The sequence below is a fragment of the Brucella sp. RRSP16 genome (genome assembly GCF_052246815.1).
In the GTDB taxonomy this organism is placed as follows: Bacteria; Pseudomonadota; Alphaproteobacteria; order Rhizobiales; family Rhizobiaceae; genus Brucella; species Brucella intermedia.
In genome coordinates, this window is sequence record NZ_JBQQAM010000004.1 from 343,101 (window position 1) to 365,584 (window position 22,484).

Below are 22,484 nucleotides of genomic sequence, written 5' to 3' on the forward strand. Positions count from 1 at the left end.
TTTTCAAGAGCAGACTTGCTGGCTAAGGTCGCTCAAAAATACAAATGGGGAACAATGACAGCGCCTTTAACCGACCGGCCTCTTCTTGATGTCCGCCGGCTCACGAAAGTATTTGGTCAGCTGCGGGCCTGTGATGGTGTCGATCTCACCATCGGGGAAGGCGAGATTCACGCGCTCCTGGGCGAAAATGGCGCGGGAAAGTCCACCTTCGTGAAAATGCTGTTCGGCGCCCTGCAACCCCTTGAAGGCGAAATCGTCTGGAAAGGGCAGCCTGTCGCGATAGACGAACCTGCCGCTGCAAGAAAACTCGGCATCGGCATGGTTTTCCAGCATTTTTCCCTATTTGATTCACTTACCGCCGCTGAAAACATCGCCTTGTCGCTGGACCGTTCGCTTCCGCTTTCGGAGGTTGCAAAACGTGCGCGTGAGGTCGGCAAGACCTATGGCCTTCCTGTCGATCCGCAAGCGCATGTCGGCGACCTGTCGGTTGGCGAACGCCAGCGCATCGAGATTGTGCGCTGTCTCCTTCAGGAACCCGACCTGATCATTCTGGATGAGCCGACATCGGTGCTGACGCCGCAGGAAGCCGACAAGCTGTTTGAAACGCTGGAGCGGCTGAAAGCCGAAGGCAAGTCGATCCTTTATATCAGCCACCGTCTGGAGGAAGTGAAGCGCCTTTGTGACCGCGCGACGGTGTTGCGGCATGGCAAGGTCGTCGCGCATTGCGATCCGCGCAAGGAAACCGTTGCCTCGCTTGCCCGCATGATGGTTGGAAACGACATCAACGTCGTGGCGCGCACTCCCATTGCGGCGCAAAATGCGGGTGACGATGCGCTTTTAGAAATCAGGTCGCTGTCGCAGCCGCCGCGTGGACCGTTTTCGACGGCGCTGAAAAATATTTCGCTTTCGGTTGCCGCTGGCGAAGTCGTTGGCATTGCAGGCGTTGCGGGCAACGGGCAGGGTGAATTTTTCGAGGCCGTTTCCGGTGAAGTGTTGCAGTCCAGCGCCTCGAATGTGCGTATTCGCGGTAAGGATGCTGGCAAGGCAGGCATTAGCGAAAGGCGCATGATGGGCGCGGCCTTCGTGCCCGAAGAACGGCTTGGACACGGTGCCGTTCCGACCATGACATTGACCGACAATCTGTTCTTGTCGCGGTACAGGACCGACGCGAAAATGTTCCTGCGCGGCGGCAAACTCAGGCTGATCGCGGAGAGCGCGCTTCGGTCGGCTGCAAAGCGCATCATCGAACGGATGGATGTGCGCAAGAGCGCTGAAAATCCACCAGCATCCGCACTTTCCGGCGGTAATCTGCAAAAATTCATCATCGGGCGCGAGCTTGACCGTTCACCGTCTGTCATGGTGGTGAACCAGCCGACATGGGGCGTCGATGCCGGTGCTGCGGCGCATATTCGTCAGGCGCTCGTCGATCTTGCGCGTTCCGGTTCCGCAGTTCTCGTTATCAGCCAGGACCTTGATGAACTTCTTGAAATCAGCGACCGGATCGCGGTCATGAACCACGGCCAGCTTTCCGATCCAATGCCGATTGCCGATGTGACGCTGGAAAAGATCGGCCTCCTGATGGGCGGTGTTTCTGGAGAGGCTGCATGATGCGGATCGAACTCGTCAAACGCTCGCAACCCTCAAAACTTTTCAGCGCCTTGTCGCCGTTGCTTGCGCTGACATTGACGCTGGTTTTCGGCGGTCTCGCTTTTGCGCTGATGGGCAAGGACCCGCTGCATGCGCTCTATGTCTTCTTCGTGGAGCCCTTGTTCGACATCTGGTCGTGGCATGAATTACTCGTGAAAGCCGCGCCGCTGATCCTGATCGCGGTGGGGCTATGCATCTGTTTCCTGTCCAACAACTGGAATATCGGTGCCGAGGGGCAGTTCATTGCCGGTGCCATCGCGGGCTCGGTGCTGCCCGTCATGTTCCCCGATCTGCAGTCATGGGTGGTTCTGCCCTTGATGATGCTGATGGGCATGGCAGGCGGGATGGCTTATGCGTCCATTCCCGCCTTGCTGAAAGTGCGCTTCAACACGAACGAAATTCTGACCAGCCTCATGCTTGTCTATGTCGCGCAACTGTTTCTCGACTGGCTGGTGCGCGGCCCGTGGCGCAACCCGGAAGGCTATAACTTCCCCGAAACCCGCCAGTTCAACGATAGCGCCATTCTGCCGGAAATCTGGAGTGCATCGGGCCGTGCCCACTGGGGTTTCATCTTCGCGCTTGTGGCGGCGGTGGTCGTCTGGTTTCTGCTCAAGCACACGCTGAAGGGCTTCGAGGTCAAGGTCATCGGCCAAAGCCCGAGGGCAGGGCGTTTTGCGGGTTTCAGCGCAGGCAGGATGGTGTTCTTCGTCTTTGCGGTTTCCGGCGCACTTGCCGGTCTTGCCGGCATTGCGGAAACTTCGGGCGCCATCGGCCAGCTTCGCCCCGTCATTTCCCCGGGCTATGGCTTCACGGCAATTATCGTCGCCTTTCTCGGACGTCTTAACCCGCTGGGGGCGATCGCGGCCGGTCTGGTGCTGGCGCTTTCCTATCTTGGCGGCGAAGCGGCACAGGTTTCCATAGGCATCTCGGAAAAGTCAGCACGCGTGTTTCAGGGCATGATCCTGTTCTTCGTTCTCGCTTGCGATACGCTGATCCTCTATCGCATTCGCTTCATATCCGCAGCCCGAGCGGGAAAGGCCTGATCCCATGGATTTGACACAGGCTATTCTCCTGACAATTGCAACGGCTGCGACGCCTCTCCTTATCGCGGCCATCGGTGAGCTGGTGGTGGAGCGCTCCGGCGTGCTCAACCTCGGTGTCGAGGGCATGATGCTGATGGGTGCGGTGTCCGGCTTCGCCATCGCACAGATGACCGGTTCGGCATGGCTGGGATTGTTTGCCGCCGTTCTGGTGGGCGCTCTCTTCTCCGCCGTCTTTGGCTTTCTGACGCTCATACTGGTCACCAATCAGGTGGCGACCGGGCTGGCGCTCACAATCCTCGGCGTCGGCGCGTCGGCCCTGCTCGGCGAAAGTTTTGTCGGGCTTCCCGGCGTCCGGCTAGAAGCCGTTCATATTCCCTATCTGACCGATATCCCGCTTGTCGGTCGGTTCCTCTTTGGTCAGGACCCGATCTTCTATATGTCCATCCTGCTGGTTATCGGCGTGGCGTGGTTTCTGTTCCGTACACGGGCTGGCCTTACCCTGCGCGCCATCGGCGACAGCCACGGCTCCGCCCATTCGCTCGGCGTGCATGTGGTGCGCACGCGCTATCTGGCGGTGCTGTTCGGGGGTGCCTGCGCCGGTCTGGCGGGCGCGCAGCTTTCGCTCGTCTATGTACCGCAATGGGTGGAAAACATGACTGCCGGTCGTGGCTGGATCGCGCTTGCCCTCGTCGTCTTCGCTTCGTGGCGACCTTGGCGGGTGCTGATCGGCGCTTATCTGTTTGGCGCGGTGACGATTGGCCAGCTCCACGCGCAGGCGCTGGGCTTGGGCCTGCCATCGCAGTTTCTGTCCGCGCTGCCTTATCTTGCGACGATTGTGGTGCTGGTCATCATTTCGCGCAACAAGCGCCTGACGATGATGAATACGCCGGCTTCGCTCGGCAAGCCCTTCGTGCCGGACAGGTAAAGCCAACGGTTGAGGGGTAGACGAAAATCACTCCCAAGGATTTTCGTTCTGGTTAGTGGGTGCAAACAAGGAGTGCAGGGATCATGAAAAAGACGCTTTTGGCTATAGCCACCGCGACGAGCTTTATGCTCGGCGGCGCGGCGCATGCAGAAGATAAACTGAAGATCGGCTTCATCTATATCGGACCTCCGGGCGATTTCGGCTGGACCTATCAGCACGATCAGGCCCGCAAGGAGCTTGTTGAAGCGCTTGGCGACAAGATCGAAACCACCTTCCTGGAAAACGTGCCGGAAGGTGCTGATGCCGAACGTTCGATCGAGCGTCTGGCGCGTGCGGGCAACAAGCTGATCTTCACCACCTCGTTCGGCTACATGGACCCGACGCTCAAGGTCGCGAAGAAGTTCCCGGATGTGAAATTTGAACACGCGACCGGCTACAAGACCGCCGACAACATGTCGGCCTATAATGCGCGCTTCTATGAAGGCCGTTACGTGCAGGGCGTGATCGCCGCCAAGATGTCCACCAAGGGCGTGGCCGGATACATCGCTTCCGTGCCGGTGCCGGAAGTGGTGCAGGGCATCAACGCGTTCATGCTCGGCGCGCAGTCAGTCAATCCTGACTTCAAGGTCAAGGTGATCTGGGCCAATTCCTGGTTCGATCCGGGCAAGGAAGCTGATGCGGCCAAGGCTCTGATCGATCAGGGTGTGGACATCATCACCCAGCACACCGATTCCACCGCTGCCATTCAGGTCGCGCATGATCGCGGCATCAAGGCTTTCGGTCAGGCTTCGGACATGATCAAGTTCGCGCCCGACACGCAGCTTACCGCGGTTGTGGATGAGTGGGGTCCTTACTATATCGACCGCGCCAAGGCAGTTCTCGATGGTACGTGGAAAAGCCAGAACATCTGGTGGGGCATGAAGGAAGGCCTCGTGAAGATGGCGCCTTATACCAACATGCCGGACGACGTGAAGAAACTGGCGGAAGAAACCGAAGCCAAGATCAAGTCCGGCGAACTGAAGCCTTTCACCGGTCCGATCAAGAAGCAGGACGGCTCCGTCTGGCTGAAAGAAGGCGAACAGGCTGACGACAAGACCCTGCTGGGCCTCAACTTCTACGTCGCTGGCGTGGACGACAAGCTGCCGCAGTGAGTTTTCACCACGATCAAAAAGAAGGGCGCTCAAAGCGCCCTTTTTATTTTCTTACATTGTATTGAAGCCGTCTGTTAAAGCGATAGCTTAAGTCCTTCATGGCTGTCGATGAAGCCAAGGGACCGATAGAAACGCAATGCGTCGGCACGTGATTTGTCTGTTGTCAGTTGCACCAGGCGGCAGCCGCGTTCGCGGCACCGTTCGATCGCCCACTCGATCATCTGACGACCGATTCCACCGCCGCGAATGCGGCTCGCAATCCGGACGCTTTCGATCTGGCCGCGCCACATGCCCATCCGCGACAGGCCGGGTATGAAGCTGACCTGCATGCAGCCGATGATCTCGCCTTCCTGCTCCACGACAGCCAGAAGCTGGTTGGGGTCGGCGTCGATGGCTGCAAAGGCGCTGCGATAGGAATCCCGCAAGGGAAGGCTCGCATCTTCACGCTTTGCGCCCAGCGCATCATCGGCCAGCATGGCGACAATCGCCGCCACGTCAGCCGAGGCTGCCTTTCTGATCTTTATGGCCGCATCCGCCGCCATCAGACCGCCATGCCGTGAAGATCGTAGGCGTCGCTCGCTTCGATCTTTACCGTCACGATGTCGCCCACGCGAAGCGGGCGGCGCGACTGGATGTGAACGCTGCCGTCGATTTCCGGAGCATCGTAGCGCGTGCGGCCCTTGGCAACCGTTCCGTTCGACTCGTCGATGATGACCGGCAGGCGCTTGCCGACCTTCTTCTTGAGGAGATTGGTCGAAATCTGCTGCTGCTTGGCCATGAAACGATGCCAGCGAGCTTCCTTGATCTCTTCCGGTACCTGCTCCAGACCGAGGTCATTGGCCTTCGCACCCTTGACCGGCTCATATTTGAAGCAGCCGGCGCGTTCGATCTTGGCTTCGTCGAGCCAGTCGAGCAGCATCTGGAAATCTTCTTCGGTTTCACCCGGATAGCCGACGATGAAAGGGGAACGCACGGCCAGATCAGGGCAGGTTTCACGCCAGGCCTGAATGCGGCGCGACGTCTTTTCCTGATGTGCGGGACGGCGCATATTCTTCAGCACCGCAGGCGAGGCGTGCTGGAACGGAATATCCAGATAAGGCAGGATCTTGCCTTCCGCCATCAGTGGAATGACTTCATCGACATGCGGGTAGGGGTAGACATAATGCATGCGCACCCATACGCCCATCTCGCCCAATTCACGCGAGAGATCGAGGAACTTGGTGCGAACCGTGCGGTCCTGCCACATGGCTTCCTGATATTTGATGTCGAGGCCGTAGGCGCTCGTATCCTGCGAGATGACGAGGATTTCCTTCACGCCTGCATTAACCAGCTTTTCCGCTTCGCGCAGCACCTGATCAATCGGGCGCGAGACGAGATCGCCGCGCAGCGCCGGAATGATGCAGAACGAACAGCGGTTCGAGCAGCCCTCGGAGATTTTCAGGTAGGCGTAATGGCGCGGGGTCAGCTTCACGCCCTGCGGGGGCACCAGATCGACAAACGGGTCGTGCGCGGGAGGGGCCGCTTCATGCACCGCGCTCATCACGCTTTCATAGGCCTGCGGGCCGGTGATGGCGAGCACGTTCGGGTGGCGCTGGCGGATGACCTCGGGCTCTGCGCCCAGGCAGCCGGTCACGATCACCTTGCCATTTTCGTTGAGGGCAAGGCCGATGGCATCCAGCGATTCATCGCGCGCGGAATCGAGAAAGCCGCAGGTATTGACGATCACCAGATCGGCGCCGTCATGCTTGCGGGAGATTTCATAACCTTCGGAGCGAAGGCTGGTGATGATGCGTTCGGAATCGACAAGCGCCTTCGGGCAGCCAAGGGAAACGAAACTGACGCGCGGTGCGCTCATTGGGAGAACCTTGCAAATATCGGAAATTGCGCGCGCAATATCACGATAAAGGGGCAACGGTAAAGTTGAGATGACAAAAAAAGCCGGAGCGCAGGGCTCCGGCTTCTTGATACTTGGTGAGGTTGGCTTACTCGGCCTGATCAGCCGGAGCCGCGTTCAACTGGCCGTAACGCTCTTCGCCAATCTTGGCGAGAAGGTCGAGCTGGGTTTCGAGGAAGTCGATGTGACCTTCCTCATCGGCCAGAAGCTCATCGAAAAGCTGCTTGGAAACATAGTCGCCGAGTTCGTCGCAGATTTCGCGGGACTTCTTGTAGGAAGCGCGGGCGTCGTATTCGCCTGCAAGATCGGCTTCCAGAACTTCCTTGACGTTCTGGCCGATGCGCAGCGGAGCTACGGTCTGCAGGTTTGGAAAACCTTCCAGGAAGATAATGCGGTCAATCAGCTTGTCGGCGTGATGCATTTCTTCGATAGACTCTTCACGTTCCTTCTTGGCAAGACGCGTGAAGCCCCAGTCGTTGAGGAGGCGGTAGTGAAGCCAATACTGGTTTACAGCGCCAAGCTCGAGGAAAAGTGCCTCGTTAAGCCGCTCGATGACCTTTGGTTCGCCTTTCATTCCATGAACTCCCGAATTTGTCGCGTAGAGAACGTACACGATCCATGAACTGGATCACGTTTTCGTCCATTTGGTTATGACGAAGATGATACTCTTCAGTCACCCTTATGATCGTTTCCACGACGTTTGGGAAGCAGCCACAGCAACGGCCGCGCTTGGACATGATGTTATAGACGGTGCCGGGAACGATAAGTTGCCAGCAATCCTGATCGAGAAGCTCGATAACGACGGCTTCGATGTCCTTATCGGTAATAACATTGCAGCTGCACACTAGCATGAGGAACTATCTCCCAAGCGCGCGCAGAAAAAGTCGGATGCGAAAAGCACCGAAGGGAGGGACTTTACCGGCTCAAACTGTACTTCAACTGTGTGGCTGCGCAGAAAATCTGGCAGCTTTATTTCACTCATGGCGCAAGGCCGAACTGAACCGGTCAATGGTTCCTCCAACTGCAAGGGTTAAAGGCCCGAACATTAAAGGCGTTACTTAAGCGGTGTTTATAAAACCCACCCAATTAAGTCAGGTTATGGCCGTTCGGGTTCAGTTCTGTCAATTTTTATGTTTTTGAAATGTTCTAAAAATCAATAGCTTAGAATCATTCTAAATATGAGTTAACTACCCATCTTTAAAGGACAATTGGCAACTGCGTTTGCCATAGCGGCGCGGGAAATGCGCCGCCAGGACATTATGCGCCATTTCGCCGCACCTTGTGGATAGGCAGCGGCCTGCGGCATCACGAGCCAAGCACGGCGCTGAAGCCTTCGAACTGCGGGGGACCGAGATAGAGCGGCTTGTTATCCCCGGCATTGCGATGCGCATCGCGGAATTGTTCGGATTTGGTCCACGCGACGAAATCCTCGCGATCGCGCCAGACCGTGTGCGAAGCATAAAGCGTGTAGCCTTCTTCTTCGTTGGTCGCGCCGCGAAGCAGATGAAAGCCTTCGAAGCCGGGAAGTTCCGACAATCTGGAGTCACGATTCTTCCAGACGGTCTCGAAATCGGCCTCGCTGCCGACGCGAACCTTGAAGCGATTCATGGCTATGAACATTGCTGATCCTTTTCCATCAGGTTTGGGACTGGCTGTAGCGCATCCCGAAAAGTGCGAAGCGGAATGCTCTAACTATATAGTTTTCGGCGAGTGCAGCGGTAGGGCTGCACTCGCCGCGTCACATCTCGGGATCAGAAGGCCGCCGCGGTCAGGTTGGTCGGCCTTAGCAGATGTGACGATCTTAAACGGGAGGCGGGAACGCCTCCCGCAGTTCTAGAACTGGAACTGTGTCGAGACGAGGAAGGTGCGCCCGCGACCGGAGCCATAGGTGCTCAGCGCGGGGGTATATTCCTTGTCGGCAATGTTGAGCACCTGAAGCGAAAGATCGACCGTATCGGTGAACTTGTACTTCGCGAACACGTCCACCAGCGTGTAGGGATCGGTATCGCTGCCGCTGATGGTCCGCCCGCTTGAAACGTGCTGGACACGCAGGCCGCTTTCAAGCTTGCGTTCGAAGAAGCGCGCGCCGGCGGTAACAGTCACCACATCTTCCGGCAGATACTGGTTGGCGCCAAGCCCCGCCGTCTGCTCAGGCAGTTCGGAAGTGGAGTGCGTATAGGCAATGCCACCGAACGCGAAGCCGGCATCGTAACGGGCATCGAGTTCGAAGCCCTTCACATCGGACGTGCCGTCAACATTGATGAACTGGCTGTTGGTGCTGGAGGCGGTGATATAGTCCTCAACCCGCATCATGTAATAGTTGGCCTTGATGCGCAGGCCGTCTTCTGCGGTCAGGATGCCATCGCGAGCGATATTGACGCCGAATTCCCAGCCGCGCTGCTTTTCAGGACGGAGATTGGGGTTTCCATGCAGCCCCGCGGTTCCGGCATGGGCGATGCCGCCAAGGAAGGTTTCCTGCAGGGTCGGCGAACGCATGGAATGCGCATAGGTAATGTAGGGCTGCAACCAGTCGGTTACGTTGTAGGCGACTGTGACCTTGGGGCTGAACTCGCTGTCGCTGTTCGAGATCGAACTGTCTTCGCTTTCGAGCTTGAAGTAATCATAGCGAAGGCCTGTAACGACTTGCAGCGCCTGATAATTCCAGGTCGCTTCCGAGAAGACCGCACCACGATTGGATGTGGCATCTGTCGGGTTGACGCCCGTCTTGGTGCCGCCCGCATTGTCGCGGTTGATTTCAAAGCCGTTCTTCCATGCAACCGCCACATCGCCAAAGGTGAAGCGCGACGTGTTCGAGGCGGTCATGCCGGTGGTTTCGGCCGAGACCTGCCGCCCGACGAAGCCGCCATTACCATCCACCCAGTTCTGCGATGTGCTGTTGTGGTAGAGGTTGACGTCGATGCCGATGAGATCGTTGTCGGACGGGTTGTAGTTATACTGTGCGAAGAACGTGCGGTTCTGCAGGAACATATCGTAGATCGTATAGGTTCCCGGACGATAGCCCGCAGCATATGTGCCATAGTGGTTGTTGTAGAGAACGCCGCCAAGCGTCAGCTTCTGGTCTTCGCCAAGGCCGAACTCGGCCTTGAACAAGCCGGAAGTCAGTTCCTCGCCGGTCTTCTCGACAGTCACGCCGTCGCCGTTCTTGTAGTCGTTGGAATCGTGGCGGCTGATGGCCGCGACAAGCCCGATCGAATTGACGCGTGCCGCGCCCGCCAGCATTTCGGAGAATCCGGTGCCGTTGCTGCCCCAGGAAGCACGTCCCAGAACGCCCTTGTCCTTGCCGTCGAGAATGACATCGTCCACGCCGAGCGTGCGGAAATTCACACTGCCGGCAAGCGCAGTACCGCCTTCGGTCGTAACAGCGCCGCGCGCCACGTCAATTTCAGACAGCAGATTGGGGTCGATATAGGCATAGCCCTGCGCGTCATGCGCGGTGTTGCGATAGCTCTGCGGCACGCCGTCGATCATCATGTTGACGCGGCCGGAGCCTTCAAAGCCACGGATATTGACCGCCACGCCCGGATTGGAGCCACTCTGGAGGGTGAAGACGCCTGCGGTTCCGCGCAGCACATCGTCCAGTTTCGCGCCACCGAAACGATTGATCTCTTCGCGGTTCACCTTGCCCACGGGCGCCGTGACCGAGGTCGGCACTTGTGTGTCGTTCGCGCGGCGAATGGTGATCGTCTTCAGCGCAACGCCGGCTTCGTCGTCAGCCGCTTTCTGCTCCTGCCCGAATGCTTGCGACGTCATCGCCGCCAGAATGACGGCAAGTCCCGTGCTCGCCTTAAATGACCTTCTATGAACCCCACCAGTCGCCCGCATTTCCAATGTTTCCTTCATGACCAGACACGCTTCGCCAGTCCTTTGGACAGCGAAGAAACCGAAAAATTTCAATTGTTTATGACTTCCCCCTCAAGAGAAGGCCGCGTGCTGGCTGGGAAGAAAACATCTCCCTGGCTTGCGTGGAAAAAGCGAGATTTAAACTTGACTCGTTTATTCCAGTAATGCAGTGATTAATAAACATGAGTATTGATGTCAACAAAACAAATTTGCTGTCATCACCGTGTGGAAAGTCGATGCTGAGGCGAGAAAATGAACAGGCGTATCCATATCGACATGCAGGTGCGGTTGCCGCGCGGACCCGTTTCCGAGCGGGCCGCAGATCGCATTTCCGAAAGCCAGCTTCACAGCGATTCGACCGGATCTGTTCCGGCTCAGATAAGACCTCGCTTCGGCGAGAGTGCGCTTGAGCCGCAACTGAAAACCTATGGCAGCCGCGAACTTTTCGACGGCTCCCGGGAAGTGGGCATAGAGCACGGCGGCTCGCTCTATCGCCTCAAGATCACCCGCCAAGGCAAGCTCATCCTAAACAAGTAGGCAACATCAGATGACGACCCATACCAAGCCCTCCCCAGAGGAGATTCTCAAGGCACGGGCTGATAATCCGAAAATGCGCGAACGCGATTTTGCGCAGAGTCTCGCTATATCAGAAGCCGATTTTGTTGCAGCGCATTGCGGACAGCCCGAGATGGCGTCGATTTCGGCGCGACGCATTCGTGCCGATGTTGAAACGCTGTTGAACCGCATCGCGTCTGTCGGCGAGATCATGGCATTGACGCGCAATGAAAGCGTGGTTCATGAAAAGATCGGACCTTTTGAAAAGACTGTCTGGGGAGCGCACGCTTCGCTGGCGCTCGGCAAGGAAATCGATCTTCGCATTTTTCCAAAGCACTGGGTTCACGGTTTTGCGGTCGCCAAGCGGGACGGTGAAGCAACGCGCCGCAGCCTGCAGTTCTTCGACGCCACGGGCGAGGCGGTCTTCAAGATACATCTGCGCCCGGCTTCCGACGTTGATGCCTATGAGGCGCTCGTTAGGGATATGCTGCTGGATGATCAGTCTCCGGTCATCGAAACAAGCATCCTCGCTCCCAAGGGACCGAAGGCGGATGTGTCGCTTCTCGATATCGACGCTTTCCGTGAGCGTTGGGGCGCTCTCACCGATGTGCACCAGTTTGTCGGCCTGCTGAAGGATTTCGGCGTGGACCGGCATCAGGCCGTGCATCTTGCCGGTCATGATTTCGCCTGGCGGGTCGACACGTCGTCAGTCGAGGCCATGATGAACCATGCGGTGCAGGAAAAGCTTCCGATCATGTGCTTTGTCGGTAGCCGCGGCTGCATCCAGATTCACACGGGGCCGATCCACGAGATCAAGATGATGGGCCCTTGGCTGAACGTGCTGGACCCGACTTTCCATATGCATTTGCGCCTCGATCACATCTCTGACGTCTGGGTTGTGCGCAAGCCGACCAAGGACGGGCATGTGACCTCGCTCGAAGCTTATGATGCCAGGGGCGAACTGATTGTTCAGTTCTTCGGTGAGCGTCATGAGGGCGAAGCGGAACTGGCCGATTGGCGCATGATCGTGGAAAATCTTCCACGTCTGCCGCAATCCTCCGCTGCATAGGGTGACGGCGATGTCGTTCATTTCCTTGCGCCTCAGGCACGGAGCCGCCCTTGTCGCCATCGCACTGTCGCTGGCGACCGGCGCTGCGAGCGCCGACACTGTCGATCGTTTCACCGATACGTCGCGCATTGTTTCCGTTGGCGGATCGCTGACGGAAATAGTCTACGCTCTCGGGGCGGAAAATATGCTTGCCGGTCGTGACCAGACAAGCGTTTATCCCGAAGCCGTCAAGAAGCTGGCAGATGTGGGATATATGCGCCAGCTTGCCCCCGAAGGCGTGCTTTCGGTCAACCCGACCGGCATTCTGCTCCTCGAAGGCAGTGGCCCGCAGGATACACTCGATGTCCTGAAAAAAGCGTCCGTGCCGATGATCGTCGTGCCGGAGACCTTTACAGGCGAAAGCGTCGTCAGGAAAATCGAGATCGTGGGCAAGGCACTCGGTCTGGAAGACAGGGCCCGGACGCTTGCTGCAGAAATATCCAGCGACATTGAGGCGGCCGAAAAGGCTGCGGCAGGCCATAACCCACGCAGGCGTGTGCTTTTCGTATTGTCGGCTCCCGGCGGACGCCTGATGGCATCAGGCACCGGCACGGCGGCTGATGGCATGATCAAGCTTGCCGGTGGTGAAAACGTCATCAGCGAATATCACGGATACAAGCAGTTGACCGACGAGGCCGTTGAGAAGGCGGCGCCTGACATGATCCTGATCATGGATACGGGCGCGGATGGGATGACGCCGGAATCGCTCATGAAAAACCCGGTTATCGCGGCAACACCGGCGGGGCGGAACGGAAACATCGTTTCTATGGAGGCGTCCTATCTGTTAGGTTTCGGGCCGCGAACCGGCGCTGCCATTCGTGACCTGTCGGCAAAACTCTATGGCGCTCCTGCGGGGCAGTAACATGGTCGGGCTTGCGCGGTTCCAGCGCAGGCCCGATTGCAAGGATTATTGGAAATGACGATCCAGGGTCGCGTGGCGCGCATGCAGCGCATTACAGCGCGTCATTCAGAAAATGACACGGGAGACCGCGCGGTACGCGCACGGCTCACCATCATATTGCTCGCGGCGGCCTTGTGCTTCGCTGCTCTGTTCAGCCTCACGGCTGGCGCTTCGGATGCGTCCGTGCTTTCGGTTCTGCGCACTCTGACCTCCGTTGGAACCGAGGGCGCGGATGCATTTCGCCGCGATCATCTGATCATCATGGAAATCCGCCTGCCGCGTATCGTCATGGGCATGCTGATAGGGGCGGGGCTCGCGGTTTCCGGGGCTGTCATGCAGGGGCTTTTCCGCAATCCGCTTGCCGACCCGGGCCTCGTCGGCGTTTCCGCTGGCGCGAGCCTTGGAGCGGTTTCCATGATCGTTCTGGGCGGCACCGTTCTTGCGCCGGTCATAGCTGCTCTTGGTGTCTATGCTCTGCCGCTGGCGGCATTCCTTGGCGGGCTGTGCAGCACGTTTCTGCTCTATCGTGTTGCGACGAGGCGGGGGCGGACCTCTGTGGCGACCATGCTGCTTGCAGGTATCGCACTGGCGGCTCTGGCGGGCGCTGCCACCGGCGGGCTTATCTATCTGGCCGATGACCGCCAGCTCCGCGACCTGACATTCTGGGGCCTTGGCTCCCTTGCCGGTTCCACCTGGGCGAAGATCGGCGCCGCAGGTCCGATCATTGCCGTCGTCCTCGCCGTATCGCCCTTGCTGGCACGCGGTCTCAATGCGCTGGCTCTCGGAGAAGCTGCCGCTGGCCATCTTGGTATTCAGGTGCAGCGCGTCAAGAACATCGCCATCGTCACGGTCGCTGCCGCCACCGGCGCGACGGTCGCCGTCGCAGGCGGGATCGGCTTTATCGGTATCGTCGTGCCGCATATGCTGCGCCTTGGCATCGGTCCGGATCATCGCTATCTCCTGCCGGCCTCAGCCCTGCTGGGCGCGACGCTTCTGCTGCTCGCAGATGCGGTAAGCCGCACGATTGTGGCTCCGGCGGAATTGCCGATCGGCATCATCACCGCGCTTTTCGGCGCGCCGTTCTTCCTCTGGATATTGCTGCGCCAGCGCGGCCTGCTCGATCTGTGAGGCTGTCATGATTGAAACAACTTCATTGGGCGTAAGCCTGTCGGGCAAGACCATCATCAGCGACGTTGCCTTTTCCGCCAAACCGGGCGAGGTGACGGCAATCGTCGGGCCGAACGGCTCCGGCAAGACAACGCTGCTGCGTGCGCTTTCCGGTGATATCGCCTATACGGGAACAGCCTGTCTGGACGGCAAGTCCTTCGCGGAAATCAAGCCCTGGCAGATGGCGGCGCGCCGCGCGGTGCTGCCGCAGGCGAGCGCCCTGTCATTTCCCTTCACGGTACGGGAAATCGTGAAGATCGGGCTTACGGGCGGCTACAGCGGTGTTTCTCGCGATGAAGAAAAGCGGCTGCCCGATCTCGCCTTGCAAAGGGTTGATCTTGCCGGTTTCAGCGGGCGGCTCTATCAGGAGCTTTCCGGCGGAGAGCAGCAGCGTGTGCAGCTTGCCCGTGTTCTGTGTCAGGTCTGGAAGCCCGTCGTGGGCGGCAAGGCGCGTTATCTGTTTCTGGATGAGCCGATTTCAAGCCTCGATATACGGCATCAGATCGTCGTGATGGAGATTGCGAAGGATTTCGCGGCGGCAGGCGGCGGCGTGATCGCGATCCTGCACGACCTCAACCTGACCGCCATGTTCGCCGACCGTATAGCGGTGATGAGCAAGGGCAAGCTCGACGTGATGGGGACGCCGCGCGAAGCGTTGACTGACGAGCGGCTCGAACGTGTCTACGAATGCTCGTTACGGGTCGGCGTTCCGCCCGAAAAGGGCGTGCCTTTCATACTGCCGCAATCCGCCTATCGCGCCGCCGCAGAATGAAAAAAGGTCCGGCAGCAAGCCGGACCTGTTCGTTCGCACCCTGGCGCCGAGCCGTCAGCTCGCGACGCGCTCCGGTTCCATCTCATCGAGACCAAGCAGGTGCCGCACATTCGGGCGCGCCTTGACGAGGTCGGCAATGCTGTACTTCATCAGCACGGCAAAGAAGGCATTGAGCGCTTCGCGCAGCGCCGAATTCAGTGCGCAGCTATCAACCAGCGGGCATTCGGTGGCGTCGTTTTCGAAGCACTCGGCCATGGCGAAGTTTTCTTCCGTCACCCGCACGACGTCGAACAGTGAAATGTCCTGTGCCGCGCGTCCGAGCCGCACGCCGCCATTGCGACCGCGCACCGTTTCTACCAGCCCATGCTCGACGAGCGGCTGAAGAATCTTGAACAAAAACAGTTCAGAAACGCCGTATGCGCGTGCAATTTCCGGAATGCGGCTGAGCTTGCCGTCATTGGCAGCGCAGTACATGAGCATACGAACGGCATAATTCGTCTGGCGGGTAAGACGCATCACTGTTCCTTTCAACACGTCTTGAAGCAATCTCGCCTCCACAGAGGCAGCGATGCTCCAATCCTTGAGTTTGCAGCTCCAACCGAAAACGTTCATCCCTGTTTCGGAACTGCTTTTAAATTCTGGTCCTGTCGCATCTGCTTTTCCGAAAGGTTCAAGGCGCGATCGGAACATGCGCTAAAGCGAGTATCTGTTTCTTAACCCACTTTAGAATCATTCTTAAAATATATGAAGTCTTTTCTCACCTTTAAAGGGGAAAAGTTGTTGCCGGCATCAATTCGCTGCGAGTTCCTCCCAGACCGGCCGCAAACGTCCATTTTGGCGTCACTGGCAAACATCTATCCACTCGGCGCTGACGAGTTCGGCCATCCTGTGCGGAGCGATGCGCACGGCGCTGTTGGTAGCCCCGGCTGCAGGCACGACTTCCTCATAGGTCTTCAGCGAAACATCGCAATAGACGGGCAGGGCGCTCGGCAGGCCGAACGGGCAAACGCCTCCGACGGGATGGCTGGTTTCAGCAAGGACAGTCTCGGCATCCAGCATACGCGGCTTCGTTCCAAACTGATCCTTGAACTTGCGATTGTCTATGCGGGCATCGCCACGGGTAACGATGAGAATGGTCTGCTCCTTGGCCGAAAAGGAAAGCGTCTTGGCGATCTGCCCCGGTTCCACGCCATGCGCTTCGGCGGCGAGAACAACGGTGGCGGTGCTGGTGGGCAGTTCGATCACTTCGATTTCAGGCGCTTTGGCCGCAAAAAAGGCCTTTACGGAATCCAGACTCATAGCTTCTCTTTTCTTATTTTGATTATTACACTCAAGTTTAAGCCGCATTATGACAAAGGACAAGTCCGGTCGCTTCATTGCGGCATTTTTGCATAAAAACTCTATCAGACCGGCGTCCGGATCTGCAACAAATGATGAAGGTGTTGGAGACGGCAGCGCGCCTCATAACACGGCAGCCCGCCGCGCCGTGTTATGAACTGGCGTTCGGGCTGCTTCAAAGATCGACCGGGCGACCGGAGGCTTCTTCTTCCAGGGTGACCGCCACATTCGCATTGGCGGAAAGTCTTACCTTGTCGCCTTCAACGTCGGCAACGAAGCCAAGTTCGATATAATGGTGATGGTCGGCGTGCTGGCCGGAATTATCGGTCTTCTTGAGCTTGATGCGGTTATCTTCAATGTGGTCGACCGTGCCGACATGAACGCCATCGGCTCCGATTACTTCCATATTTTCGCGGATTTCGTGCTGCATGGGATTTCTCCGTGTTGAATTCTGCCGAAATGGCGATCTGTGATAGAGGCTTGCTCGCAAGAACCTAGTGCGCATCCGGGCGCTGGCCATGGCATCGACATCGAAAGTTGCATTTCGAGCGCCGGATCGAACTGTTGTCCTCTCAACCTGCCGCCGTTTTGATCTTCGCTATTCGGAATGCTGGCAAATGAAACAGTGCACGTTGACGTGAAAAGAAAAGCTGCTAAGAAGTCACTCGCTGAGCGATTGGTCGCAAATCGGTAGCTTGCTGCGGTTTGCTGCTTTACCGGAATCGGGAAAAGCACGAGAAATCAATTGCCTGGAGGGGTGGCCGAGCGGTTTAAGGCACCGGTCTTGAAAACCGGCGTGCAGGAGACTGTACCGTGGGTTCGAATCCCACCCCCTCCGCCATTTTCATCGAATTCAATAAGTATCAGCGGTATTCGGTTGCAAGGGTGCGCGCGTTGCGGGCTACGACGCCCGTATTGAAAGCCTCCCTCCTTCTCGGTCCCAAGGACGGCCGAGCTTGTGCAACTGTGGAAGGCCACGGTGCCACCAAGCTGCAATCCTTGCAAAAGCGGACTCAAATATACTACAAAGTCCCATTGGTGTTCATGCCAATAAAAATCATGAACATTATCACTATGACGACCCCGAATAATGCAAGGGATTGGAGAATAGAGAATGTATCAATTTCCATATTCATTAATCCTAAAATATAATATTGTATAGACTAGCATAAAATTACTTGACACGCCAGAAGATGATTCTCGATTGGAGAGGTACGCTTTTTTATTGCGCTAATACTCGAGATTACTTTCGCTCAGGGGTGCGAAAATGAGAAGGGCGCGACAGGTTTCGCGCCCGGAGCGGTGCTCAAGAAGCTTCTTCTTCGATCACATTCTGTGCGACCTGTTCGATGCCGCCATTGAAGCGTTCGGCGGCCAGCAGTCCGAGCCATACGGCGATGAGGCATAGCACGACCGAAAAACCGATATTGAACAATGCCTTGCCCGGTTGGCCAGCCCGGAGGAGGTCCATTGTCTGCAAGCTGAATGACGAGAAAGTGGTGAAGCCACCGCACACGCCGACCATGAAGGCGATGCGCCAGATTTCCGGGATGGGAAAGCGGCCTTGTTCCAGCGTCAATGCGCCGAAGAACGAGATTGCAAACGAACCGATAATATTGACGACGATAGTGCCCCAGGGAAGCTCACGACTTACGGGGAGCATCAAGAGGGCCAGCCAGTATCGCGCGACGCTTCCGATCGCTCCGCCGAGCGCTACAACGAGGGTAGCTTGCATTGTTCTGTGTCCATTCAATAATGGATAGAGGCTTCGCCGTCTGCTTCCGGAAGCTTGATAAGTATCCTGCTTCACGAGGCACTGCGACGCGCTCTTCTCCTGTTTCAATTCAAGCAGGAGTCATCAGCCAATTGCTGGCAGTTTCGGGAGAACCCCATTCCCATCACGTATGGCAAAGGCCATGGGGGATTTATACTGAAAACCGAGACCGCCCGTCAATCTGACGGGCGCGGCTCCATCGCCCGTGCCGATCACAAAACGGTAATCAGTTGAGAGCGCCGCCTTTGCGCCGACCCAGACGGCGTCTTGCGGCGTCGCTTGCGCGATAAATGAATGAAGCGGGTGCGGGCAAGGTGCGACGCATGAAGGCGACCTTGCGCAAATAGTTTTCGATTTTCCAGGTAGCCCATGTGCCACCGCGGAAATAGGCGACGTCGCCCGCCCGCAAGATGCGGGTGCCGCCGTCCGCATCGGTGACGTGGACTTCGCCTTCAAGGATATAGACGGTTTCGTCCCAGCCGAAATACCAGCGGAAGGTGCCTGCGGTGCAATCCCATATAGCGGTATAGGCGGCGCCGTCCGCGCTTGCCGATTGCTCGCTGGAACGGGCCTGCGGATTGCCATCCAGCACCCAGTCGGGATTGATCGGCGCGGGCTTCAACTCCATTTCCATTGCATTGTCGGAGACGACGGCGGGCCCCTGGGGCGCAACGAAGACCCTTGGCATTGTCCGAGCTACAGCAAGGACGGCACTCGCAAACATCAATTTCCAAGCCATGATTTCCCCCGATTGGCTGCCACCCATCAGATAGCGGCTAATCGTCAGAAATCGGTTAAGGTGCGGGGCGAAATCGGCCGCCCGTGCAACTAATGCGATAGGCGCGGGCGGCAGAGTTTCCATATCAGTGGCACTGCGAGAATTGCGATGGCCCCGACGCCTGCGAAGAACGGTCCATATCCGAAATATTGCGCCACGTAGCCCGATGCGACGCCGCCCGCCATGCTGATGAGAGCATCCATGCACTGGAACAGGGTGAAGTCCACCCCGGCCTGTCTCGGGTCCGACCAGTGCATGAACTGCGCATAAAGCGCGACGAAACCAAGTGCCACAACGCCGGAGGAACTCGCCACTGCAACCGCAATGAGCACGACGCCTGCATTCTTGTCCGAGGAATGGAGAGCAAAGAACAGGAAGCAGAAAGCCTGCAGCAGCAGGGCCGCGACCAGAATGCCGCGAACGCCGAAAGCGCGAACCAGCCAGCCACCGGCCAGCGCCGCCGCAAGGCCGATGAACATGCTGCCTGCTCCGTTCAGAATGCCGACTGTGGTGAGGTCAAGCCCTGCATCGATGAGAAACGGGCCGAGCATTGCCAGTCCGGCCTTTTGTGCGATCACATAGACCGCAGCCGCCGCAAGGCCGCGTCTCATCTCCGGTCGCCGCCATGCGGCCAGCAGGGAAGGGGTGTGAGGGCGATCCTCGACCCTGTCTCGGCCGCGCGAAAAGACCGCGAAAGGAAGGCCCAGCAGCACGAGGACTGCGGCCATGGTCCAGATGGCGACCTGCCAGCCCGCTTTGTCCACGAGGATCAGAAAGGCACCGGCGCCGATGGCCGACCCGAGATAGGCGCCGCCGACCTGCGCTGCATTGCCCCAACCGTAGTTTTCGGGCGACAGGCTTTGCACGGCATAGCCGTCACAGGCGATGTCCACGGTGGCCGTGGCAAAGGCGACGACGGCCAGGATCGCAAGCAGCAGATAGACCTGTCCCGGATCGACAAAGCCGATGACAAGGAGGCAGAGAACGGACAGAAAGCCGCCGCCGAGAATAATGGTGGCGGTGCGGGTTTTGCCCGCCGGAGGCAGCCGGAAACGCTCTACCGCGGGCGCCCAGAGAAACTTGAGCGCCCAGGGCAGAATGATGAGCGAAACGAGGCCGATCTGGTCGAGCGATACGCCATTGTCGCGCATGATCGCTGGCAAACCCGTCCACGTCATGCCGCCAATGACACTCTGGGCGATGTAGAGGCCGCCGATCGTCGCAAACACGGCGACCGGCGAGGGTGCTTTGTCCATCCGCTCCATTTGGGCCATCAGAAGCGGTAGCGGAGGCTGCCGAACATCTGGCGGCCTTCCTGCTGATAGCAATAGCCTGCCGTGCAGACCGGGTCGCGATTGTCGAAGATGTTCTTGGCGTTGACCTGCAACAGAACGCCTTCAAGCTTCGGATCCTGATAACCGAAATCATAGGAAACGGCGGCATCGACCATGATGCGGGATTCGTTCTTGAAGCTGTTCAGATCGTCTCCATAGCTGGAGCTGACGTAACGAATGCCGGAACCGAGGCCGAGACCGGCAAGCACGCCGTTCTCGATCTTGTAGTTGCCCCAGAGCGACAGGACATCGTTCGGCGTGCCGGAGAGTTCGTTGCCGACGGTGCCTTCCGCGCCCTTGTCGATCTTGACCCGCAAGTGGGTGTAGGAAGCGATGATGCCGATGCCGTTATCGAGCGTGGCATTGGCTTCAAGCTCGAAACCGCGCGAATTCAGATCGAGCTGGCGCTGCTTGTTCATGCCCGAAGACGCATCGAGCACGATGCCGTCCTTCTGGTCGATGTCGAACAATGAAGCGCTGATGACGGCGTTATAACCGGGAATTTCGTATTTGACGCCGATTTCCTTCTGGCGACCGATGGTCGGATTGGCGACGTGCCTGTCATCGCTCGCGACGTCATCGTAAACGAAGCCGATATTGGGAGAGAAGGAGGTCGAATAGTTGACGTAGGGGATGAGCCCCCATTCGGTCTTGTAAGCCACGCCGACGCGTCCCGAGAACGCGCTGTCGTTCTGCCTGGTATCGGTATAGTCGACATCCGTGGTCGTGGACTTCACCCAGTCATAACGGCCACTGCCGAACACGGTGAGGTTATCCCACTCGATCTGGTCATGCGCGTAGATGCCGACCTGATTCATCTTCTGGGCGCCGTTGAACGGAACGTCCATTGCGCGAATGTCTTCAATCGACACGTAGGACAGGCCGCTATAGGCCTTGTAGTCCGACCAGGCATAGTCGATGCCAGCGATTGCCTTGTGGGTCAGCGCTCCGGTTTCAAAATCGAACTGCGCCATCGTGTCGACGACGAAGTTCTTCATGCGCTCCTTGTAGTGGCCCCAGTAGCGGGCGAGATCGGCGGTGCCTTCCTGCGGATAATGGCCGCTATATTCAAGGTCGGCATCGACATCGCTGTAGCGGACATTCTGGCGAACGGTCAGCAGATCGTTGAAACGATGCTCGAATTCGTAGCCAACGCGGCCCTGTTTCTGCACGAAATCATTATAGTTCGGGTCGCCTTCGTAGAGGTTGGAAACCTCGCCATAGGACGGATTGTAGAACGCCGCCGTGCCGCCGGTCACCGAGCGGGAAAACTCGCTGAGGAATGTAAAGCGCGTGTCTTCATCCGGCTTTATGGTGAATGACGGGGCAATGTAATATTTGTCGTCCGGATAGCCGGGCAGTTCGGTATCGCTAATGCGGCCAAGGCCGGTAATGCGATAGAGGATTGTTTTGTCTTCATTGGCCGGACCGGACAGGTCGAAAGCGGCCTGATAGCGATTGTGGCTGCCGAACAGCAACTCGACCTCACGGAATTCTTCTTCCTTCGGGCGCTTGGTGACGACGTTGACGATACCGCCGGGGCCACTCACGCCATAGAGGGAGGAAGCCGGGCCCTTCAGCACGGTAATGCCCTCGATGCCGTATGGCTCGGTTTTCAGCCAGGCAGACGGGCCGTTGATGATGCGCAGGCCATCGCGGAACATGCCGGTGTAATAGGCCGGGAAACCACGCAGATAGAACGCGTCATACCGTGTGTCGAAGCCGAAATTGTTCGGATTGGCGCTCGCCGTATAGCTCAATGCATCGTTGAGCGTAACAGGCTTCTGGTCTTCCATCTGGCGCTGGGTGATGACCGAAATGGACTGCGGAATCCTGACGATATCCGTGTCGATCTTAGTGCCTTCACGATCTCTCTTGGCGACATAACCGTCCTGAACGAGCGTGTCGTTGCTCTGCGACTGGATCGTAACCGTGTCCAGAACAAGCGGTTGCGCGCTGTCCTGAGCCAGCGAAATCGCAGTGGAAGCAAGAAGGGTGGAGCAGGTCAAAGCCAGGTTCAGCCGACCGTGACGGGAATTGAAGCGCATGCGGGTCCCTCGGTTCATAAGCCTGTCGCGAGCGTTCCCCGTCTCGTGACATTAAATAAGAGTGTGCTACTCAACTATAAAATGGAGTAACAGAGTCAACAATTATTAGGGGGCAATCGAAGGGTAAGGGTGAGGTCAGGCTTGCGGCTGCGATCTATCTGCAACACTTTGCCCGCACTGCCGCAACC

22 protein-coding genes, 1 tRNA gene and 1 riboswitch are annotated in these 22,484 nt (G+C 57.9%); of the genes, 10 read left to right on the forward strand and 13 right to left on the reverse strand.

Translation table 11 applies throughout. From position 1 onward, the window contains the following. Positions 1 to 54: 54 nt before the first annotated feature. The 4 genes from ACS5UA_RS09065 (at position 55) to ACS5UA_RS09080 (ending at position 4,766) form a co-directional block, all read left to right on the forward strand. Positions 55 to 1,608 carry an ABC transporter ATP-binding protein gene (locus ACS5UA_RS09065; RefSeq protein ID WP_075041902.1) on the forward strand — a complete coding sequence of 518 codons (1,554 nt, stop codon included), beginning with the start codon at positions 55 to 57 and terminating at the stop codon, positions 1,606 to 1,608. After that, positions 1,608 to 2,690, forward strand: a complete 1,083-nt coding sequence (locus tag ACS5UA_RS09070) for an ABC transporter permease (RefSeq protein WP_006471366.1) — start codon at positions 1,608 to 1,610, stop codon at positions 2,688 to 2,690. Before ACS5UA_RS09065 ends, ACS5UA_RS09070 begins: the two co-directional genes overlap by 1 nt. Before the next feature lie 4 nt (positions 2,691 to 2,694). Continuing rightward, entirely contained in the window at positions 2,695 to 3,615 is a 921-nt protein-coding gene (locus ACS5UA_RS09075) for an ABC transporter permease (RefSeq protein ID WP_075041903.1), read from the forward strand. A gap of 83 nt (positions 3,616 to 3,698) precedes the next feature. Next, positions 3,699 to 4,766, forward strand: a complete 1,068-nt coding sequence (locus ACS5UA_RS09080) for a BMP family ABC transporter substrate-binding protein (protein ID WP_006471365.1) — start codon at positions 3,699 to 3,701, stop codon at positions 4,764 to 4,766. A gap of 74 nt (positions 4,767 to 4,840) precedes the next feature. Here ACS5UA_RS09080 and ACS5UA_RS09085 read toward each other — a convergent pair whose 3' ends face one another. The 6 genes from ACS5UA_RS09085 to ACS5UA_RS09110 form a co-directional block, all read right to left on the reverse strand. Further along, complete coding sequence (locus ACS5UA_RS09085) at positions 4,841 to 5,308, reverse strand: GNAT family N-acetyltransferase (RefSeq protein ID WP_006468898.1); 468 nt, start codon at positions 5,306 to 5,308, stop codon at positions 4,841 to 4,843. Beyond that, positions 5,308 to 6,621 (reverse strand): 30S ribosomal protein S12 methylthiotransferase RimO, encoded by a 1,314-nt coding sequence (gene rimO, locus ACS5UA_RS09090; protein ID WP_443101263.1) that lies wholly within the window; start codon positions 6,619 to 6,621, stop codon positions 5,308 to 5,310. Before rimO ends, ACS5UA_RS09085 begins: the two co-directional genes overlap by 1 nt. A gap of 127 nt (positions 6,622 to 6,748) precedes the next feature. Further along, positions 6,749 to 7,234 carry a bacterioferritin gene (bfr, locus tag ACS5UA_RS09095; protein WP_006468896.1) on the reverse strand — a complete coding sequence of 162 codons (486 nt, stop codon included), beginning with the start codon at positions 7,232 to 7,234 and terminating at the stop codon, positions 6,749 to 6,751. Beyond that, positions 7,200 to 7,511, reverse strand: a complete 312-nt coding sequence (locus ACS5UA_RS09100) for a (2Fe-2S)-binding protein (protein ID WP_006468895.1) — start codon at positions 7,509 to 7,511, stop codon at positions 7,200 to 7,202. Before ACS5UA_RS09100 ends, bfr begins: the two co-directional genes overlap by 35 nt. 454 nt (positions 7,512 to 7,965) lie before the next feature. After that, complete coding sequence (locus ACS5UA_RS09105) at positions 7,966 to 8,280, reverse strand: antibiotic biosynthesis monooxygenase family protein (protein ID WP_006468894.1); 315 nt, start codon at positions 8,278 to 8,280, stop codon at positions 7,966 to 7,968. Between the two features lie 213 nt (positions 8,281 to 8,493). Continuing rightward, positions 8,494 to 10,503: a TonB-dependent receptor domain-containing protein gene (locus ACS5UA_RS09110; RefSeq protein WP_443101264.1), complete on the reverse strand. Its 2,010-nt coding sequence runs from the start codon at positions 10,501 to 10,503 to the stop codon at positions 8,494 to 8,496. 396 nt (positions 10,504 to 10,899) lie between these two features. Between ACS5UA_RS09110 and hemP the strand changes: the two genes are divergently transcribed. From hemP to ACS5UA_RS09135, 5 genes are read left to right on the forward strand one after another with little or no spacing between them, the layout of a single operon-like run. Next, positions 10,900 to 11,058, forward strand: a complete 159-nt coding sequence (gene hemP / locus ACS5UA_RS09115; RefSeq protein WP_374846691.1) for a hemin uptake protein HemP — start codon at positions 10,900 to 10,902, stop codon at positions 11,056 to 11,058. A 10-nt stretch (positions 11,059 to 11,068) separates the two neighbouring features. Then, entirely contained in the window at positions 11,069 to 12,145 is a 1,077-nt protein-coding gene (locus ACS5UA_RS09120) for a hemin-degrading factor (protein ID WP_006468891.1), read from the forward strand. 10 nt (positions 12,146 to 12,155) lie between these two features. Then, positions 12,156 to 13,046, forward strand: a complete 891-nt coding sequence (locus tag ACS5UA_RS09125; RefSeq protein WP_006471362.1) for a heme/hemin ABC transporter substrate-binding protein — start codon at positions 12,156 to 12,158, stop codon at positions 13,044 to 13,046. A 54-nt stretch (positions 13,047 to 13,100) separates the two neighbouring features. Then, entirely contained in the window at positions 13,101 to 14,213 is a 1,113-nt protein-coding gene (locus ACS5UA_RS09130; protein ID WP_443101265.1) for a FecCD family ABC transporter permease, read from the forward strand. 7 nt (positions 14,214 to 14,220) lie between these two features. Further along, complete coding sequence (locus ACS5UA_RS09135; RefSeq protein ID WP_006468888.1) at positions 14,221 to 15,024, forward strand: heme ABC transporter ATP-binding protein; 804 nt, start codon at positions 14,221 to 14,223, stop codon at positions 15,022 to 15,024. A 54-nt stretch (positions 15,025 to 15,078) separates the two neighbouring features. Here the strand turns inward: ACS5UA_RS09135 and rirA are convergent, their stop codons facing one another. The 3 genes from rirA to ACS5UA_RS09150 form a co-directional block, all read right to left on the reverse strand. After that, positions 15,079 to 15,540, reverse strand: a complete 462-nt coding sequence (rirA, locus tag ACS5UA_RS09140) for an iron-responsive transcriptional regulator RirA (RefSeq protein WP_006471360.1) — start codon at positions 15,538 to 15,540, stop codon at positions 15,079 to 15,081. Positions 15,541 to 15,864: 324 nt separating this feature from the next. Further along, positions 15,865 to 16,323, reverse strand: a complete 459-nt coding sequence (locus ACS5UA_RS09145; protein ID WP_063621045.1) for a YbaK/EbsC family protein — start codon at positions 16,321 to 16,323, stop codon at positions 15,865 to 15,867. 214 nt (positions 16,324 to 16,537) lie between these two features. Next, a complete protein-coding gene (locus tag ACS5UA_RS09150) occupies positions 16,538 to 16,792 on the reverse strand; it encodes a DUF2171 domain-containing protein (protein ID WP_006471358.1) in 255 nt (84 codons plus the stop codon). 321 nt (positions 16,793 to 17,113) lie between these two features. Between ACS5UA_RS09150 and ACS5UA_RS09155 the strand changes: the two genes are divergently transcribed. Continuing rightward, positions 17,114 to 17,203: transfer RNA gene (locus ACS5UA_RS09155), tRNA-Ser, on the forward strand. A gap of 465 nt (positions 17,204 to 17,668) precedes the next feature. Here the strand turns inward: ACS5UA_RS09155 and crcB are convergent. From crcB to ACS5UA_RS09175, 4 genes are all read right to left on the reverse strand, one after another. Further along, positions 17,669 to 18,097 (reverse strand): fluoride efflux transporter CrcB, encoded by a 429-nt coding sequence (gene crcB, locus ACS5UA_RS09160; RefSeq protein ID WP_006471356.1) that lies wholly within the window; start codon positions 18,095 to 18,097, stop codon positions 17,669 to 17,671. 107 nt (positions 18,098 to 18,204) lie between these two features. Further along, positions 18,205 to 18,268, reverse strand: a riboswitch (Fluoride riboswitch). A gap of 94 nt (positions 18,269 to 18,362) precedes the next feature. Further along, positions 18,363 to 18,875, reverse strand: a complete 513-nt coding sequence (locus tag ACS5UA_RS09165; RefSeq protein WP_031346368.1) for a cupin domain-containing protein — start codon at positions 18,873 to 18,875, stop codon at positions 18,363 to 18,365. 89 nt (positions 18,876 to 18,964) lie between these two features. Next, positions 18,965 to 20,170, reverse strand: coding sequence for an MFS transporter (locus ACS5UA_RS09170; RefSeq protein WP_006471354.1), 1,206 nt, complete (start codon positions 20,168 to 20,170; stop codon positions 18,965 to 18,967). A gap of 17 nt (positions 20,171 to 20,187) precedes the next feature. Then, positions 20,188 to 22,296: a TonB-dependent siderophore receptor gene (locus ACS5UA_RS09175; protein WP_081375268.1), complete on the reverse strand. Its 2,109-nt coding sequence runs from the start codon at positions 22,294 to 22,296 to the stop codon at positions 20,188 to 20,190. Between the last annotated feature and the right edge of the window lie 188 nt (positions 22,297 to 22,484).

Coding starts and splice junctions, on each gene's coding strand:
- ACS5UA_RS09130 (WP_443101265.1), top strand. CDS start 13,101: ATGACGATCCAGGGTCGCGTGGCGCGCATGCAGCGCATTACAGCGCGT.
- ACS5UA_RS09105 (WP_006468894.1), bottom strand. CDS start 8,280: ATGTTCATAGCCATGAATCGCTTCAAGGTTCGCGTCGGCAGCGAGGCC.
- ACS5UA_RS09065 (WP_075041902.1), top strand. CDS start 55: ATGACAGCGCCTTTAACCGACCGGCCTCTTCTTGATGTCCGCCGGCTC.
- bfr (WP_006468896.1), bottom strand. CDS start 7,234: ATGAAAGGCGAACCAAAGGTCATCGAGCGGCTTAACGAGGCACTTTTC.
- ACS5UA_RS09175 (WP_081375268.1), bottom strand. CDS start 22,296: ATGCGCTTCAATTCCCGTCACGGTCGGCTGAACCTGGCTTTGACCTGC.
- ACS5UA_RS09165 (WP_031346368.1), bottom strand. CDS start 18,875: ATGGCTTGGAAATTGATGTTTGCGAGTGCCGTCCTTGCTGTAGCTCGG.
- rirA (WP_006471360.1), bottom strand. CDS start 15,540: ATGCGTCTTACCCGCCAGACGAATTATGCCGTTCGTATGCTCATGTAC.
- ACS5UA_RS09080 (WP_006471365.1), top strand. CDS start 3,699: ATGAAAAAGACGCTTTTGGCTATAGCCACCGCGACGAGCTTTATGCTC.
- ACS5UA_RS09150 (WP_006471358.1), bottom strand. CDS start 16,792: ATGCAGCACGAAATCCGCGAAAATATGGAAGTAATCGGAGCCGATGGC.
- ACS5UA_RS09135 (WP_006468888.1), top strand. CDS start 14,221: ATGATTGAAACAACTTCATTGGGCGTAAGCCTGTCGGGCAAGACCATC.
- crcB (WP_006471356.1), bottom strand. CDS start 18,097: ATGCAAGCTACCCTCGTTGTAGCGCTCGGCGGAGCGATCGGAAGCGTC.
- ACS5UA_RS09125 (WP_006471362.1), top strand. CDS start 12,156: ATGTCGTTCATTTCCTTGCGCCTCAGGCACGGAGCCGCCCTTGTCGCC.
- ACS5UA_RS09120 (WP_006468891.1), top strand. CDS start 11,069: ATGACGACCCATACCAAGCCCTCCCCAGAGGAGATTCTCAAGGCACGG.
- ACS5UA_RS09170 (WP_006471354.1), bottom strand. CDS start 20,170: ATGGACAAAGCACCCTCGCCGGTCGCCGTGTTTGCGACGATCGGCGGC.
- ACS5UA_RS09070 (WP_006471366.1), top strand. CDS start 1,608: ATGCGGATCGAACTCGTCAAACGCTCGCAACCCTCAAAACTTTTCAGC.
- ACS5UA_RS09110 (WP_443101264.1), bottom strand. CDS start 10,503: ATGCGGGCGACTGGTGGGGTTCATAGAAGGTCATTTAAGGCGAGCACG.
- ACS5UA_RS09145 (WP_063621045.1), bottom strand. CDS start 16,323: ATGAGTCTGGATTCCGTAAAGGCCTTTTTTGCGGCCAAAGCGCCTGAA.
- ACS5UA_RS09075 (WP_075041903.1), top strand. CDS start 2,695: ATGGATTTGACACAGGCTATTCTCCTGACAATTGCAACGGCTGCGACG.
- ACS5UA_RS09085 (WP_006468898.1), bottom strand. CDS start 5,308: ATGGCGGCGGATGCGGCCATAAAGATCAGAAAGGCAGCCTCGGCTGAC.
- rimO (WP_443101263.1), bottom strand. CDS start 6,621: ATGAGCGCACCGCGCGTCAGTTTCGTTTCCCTTGGCTGCCCGAAGGCG.
- ACS5UA_RS09100 (WP_006468895.1), bottom strand. CDS start 7,511: ATGCTAGTGTGCAGCTGCAATGTTATTACCGATAAGGACATCGAAGCC.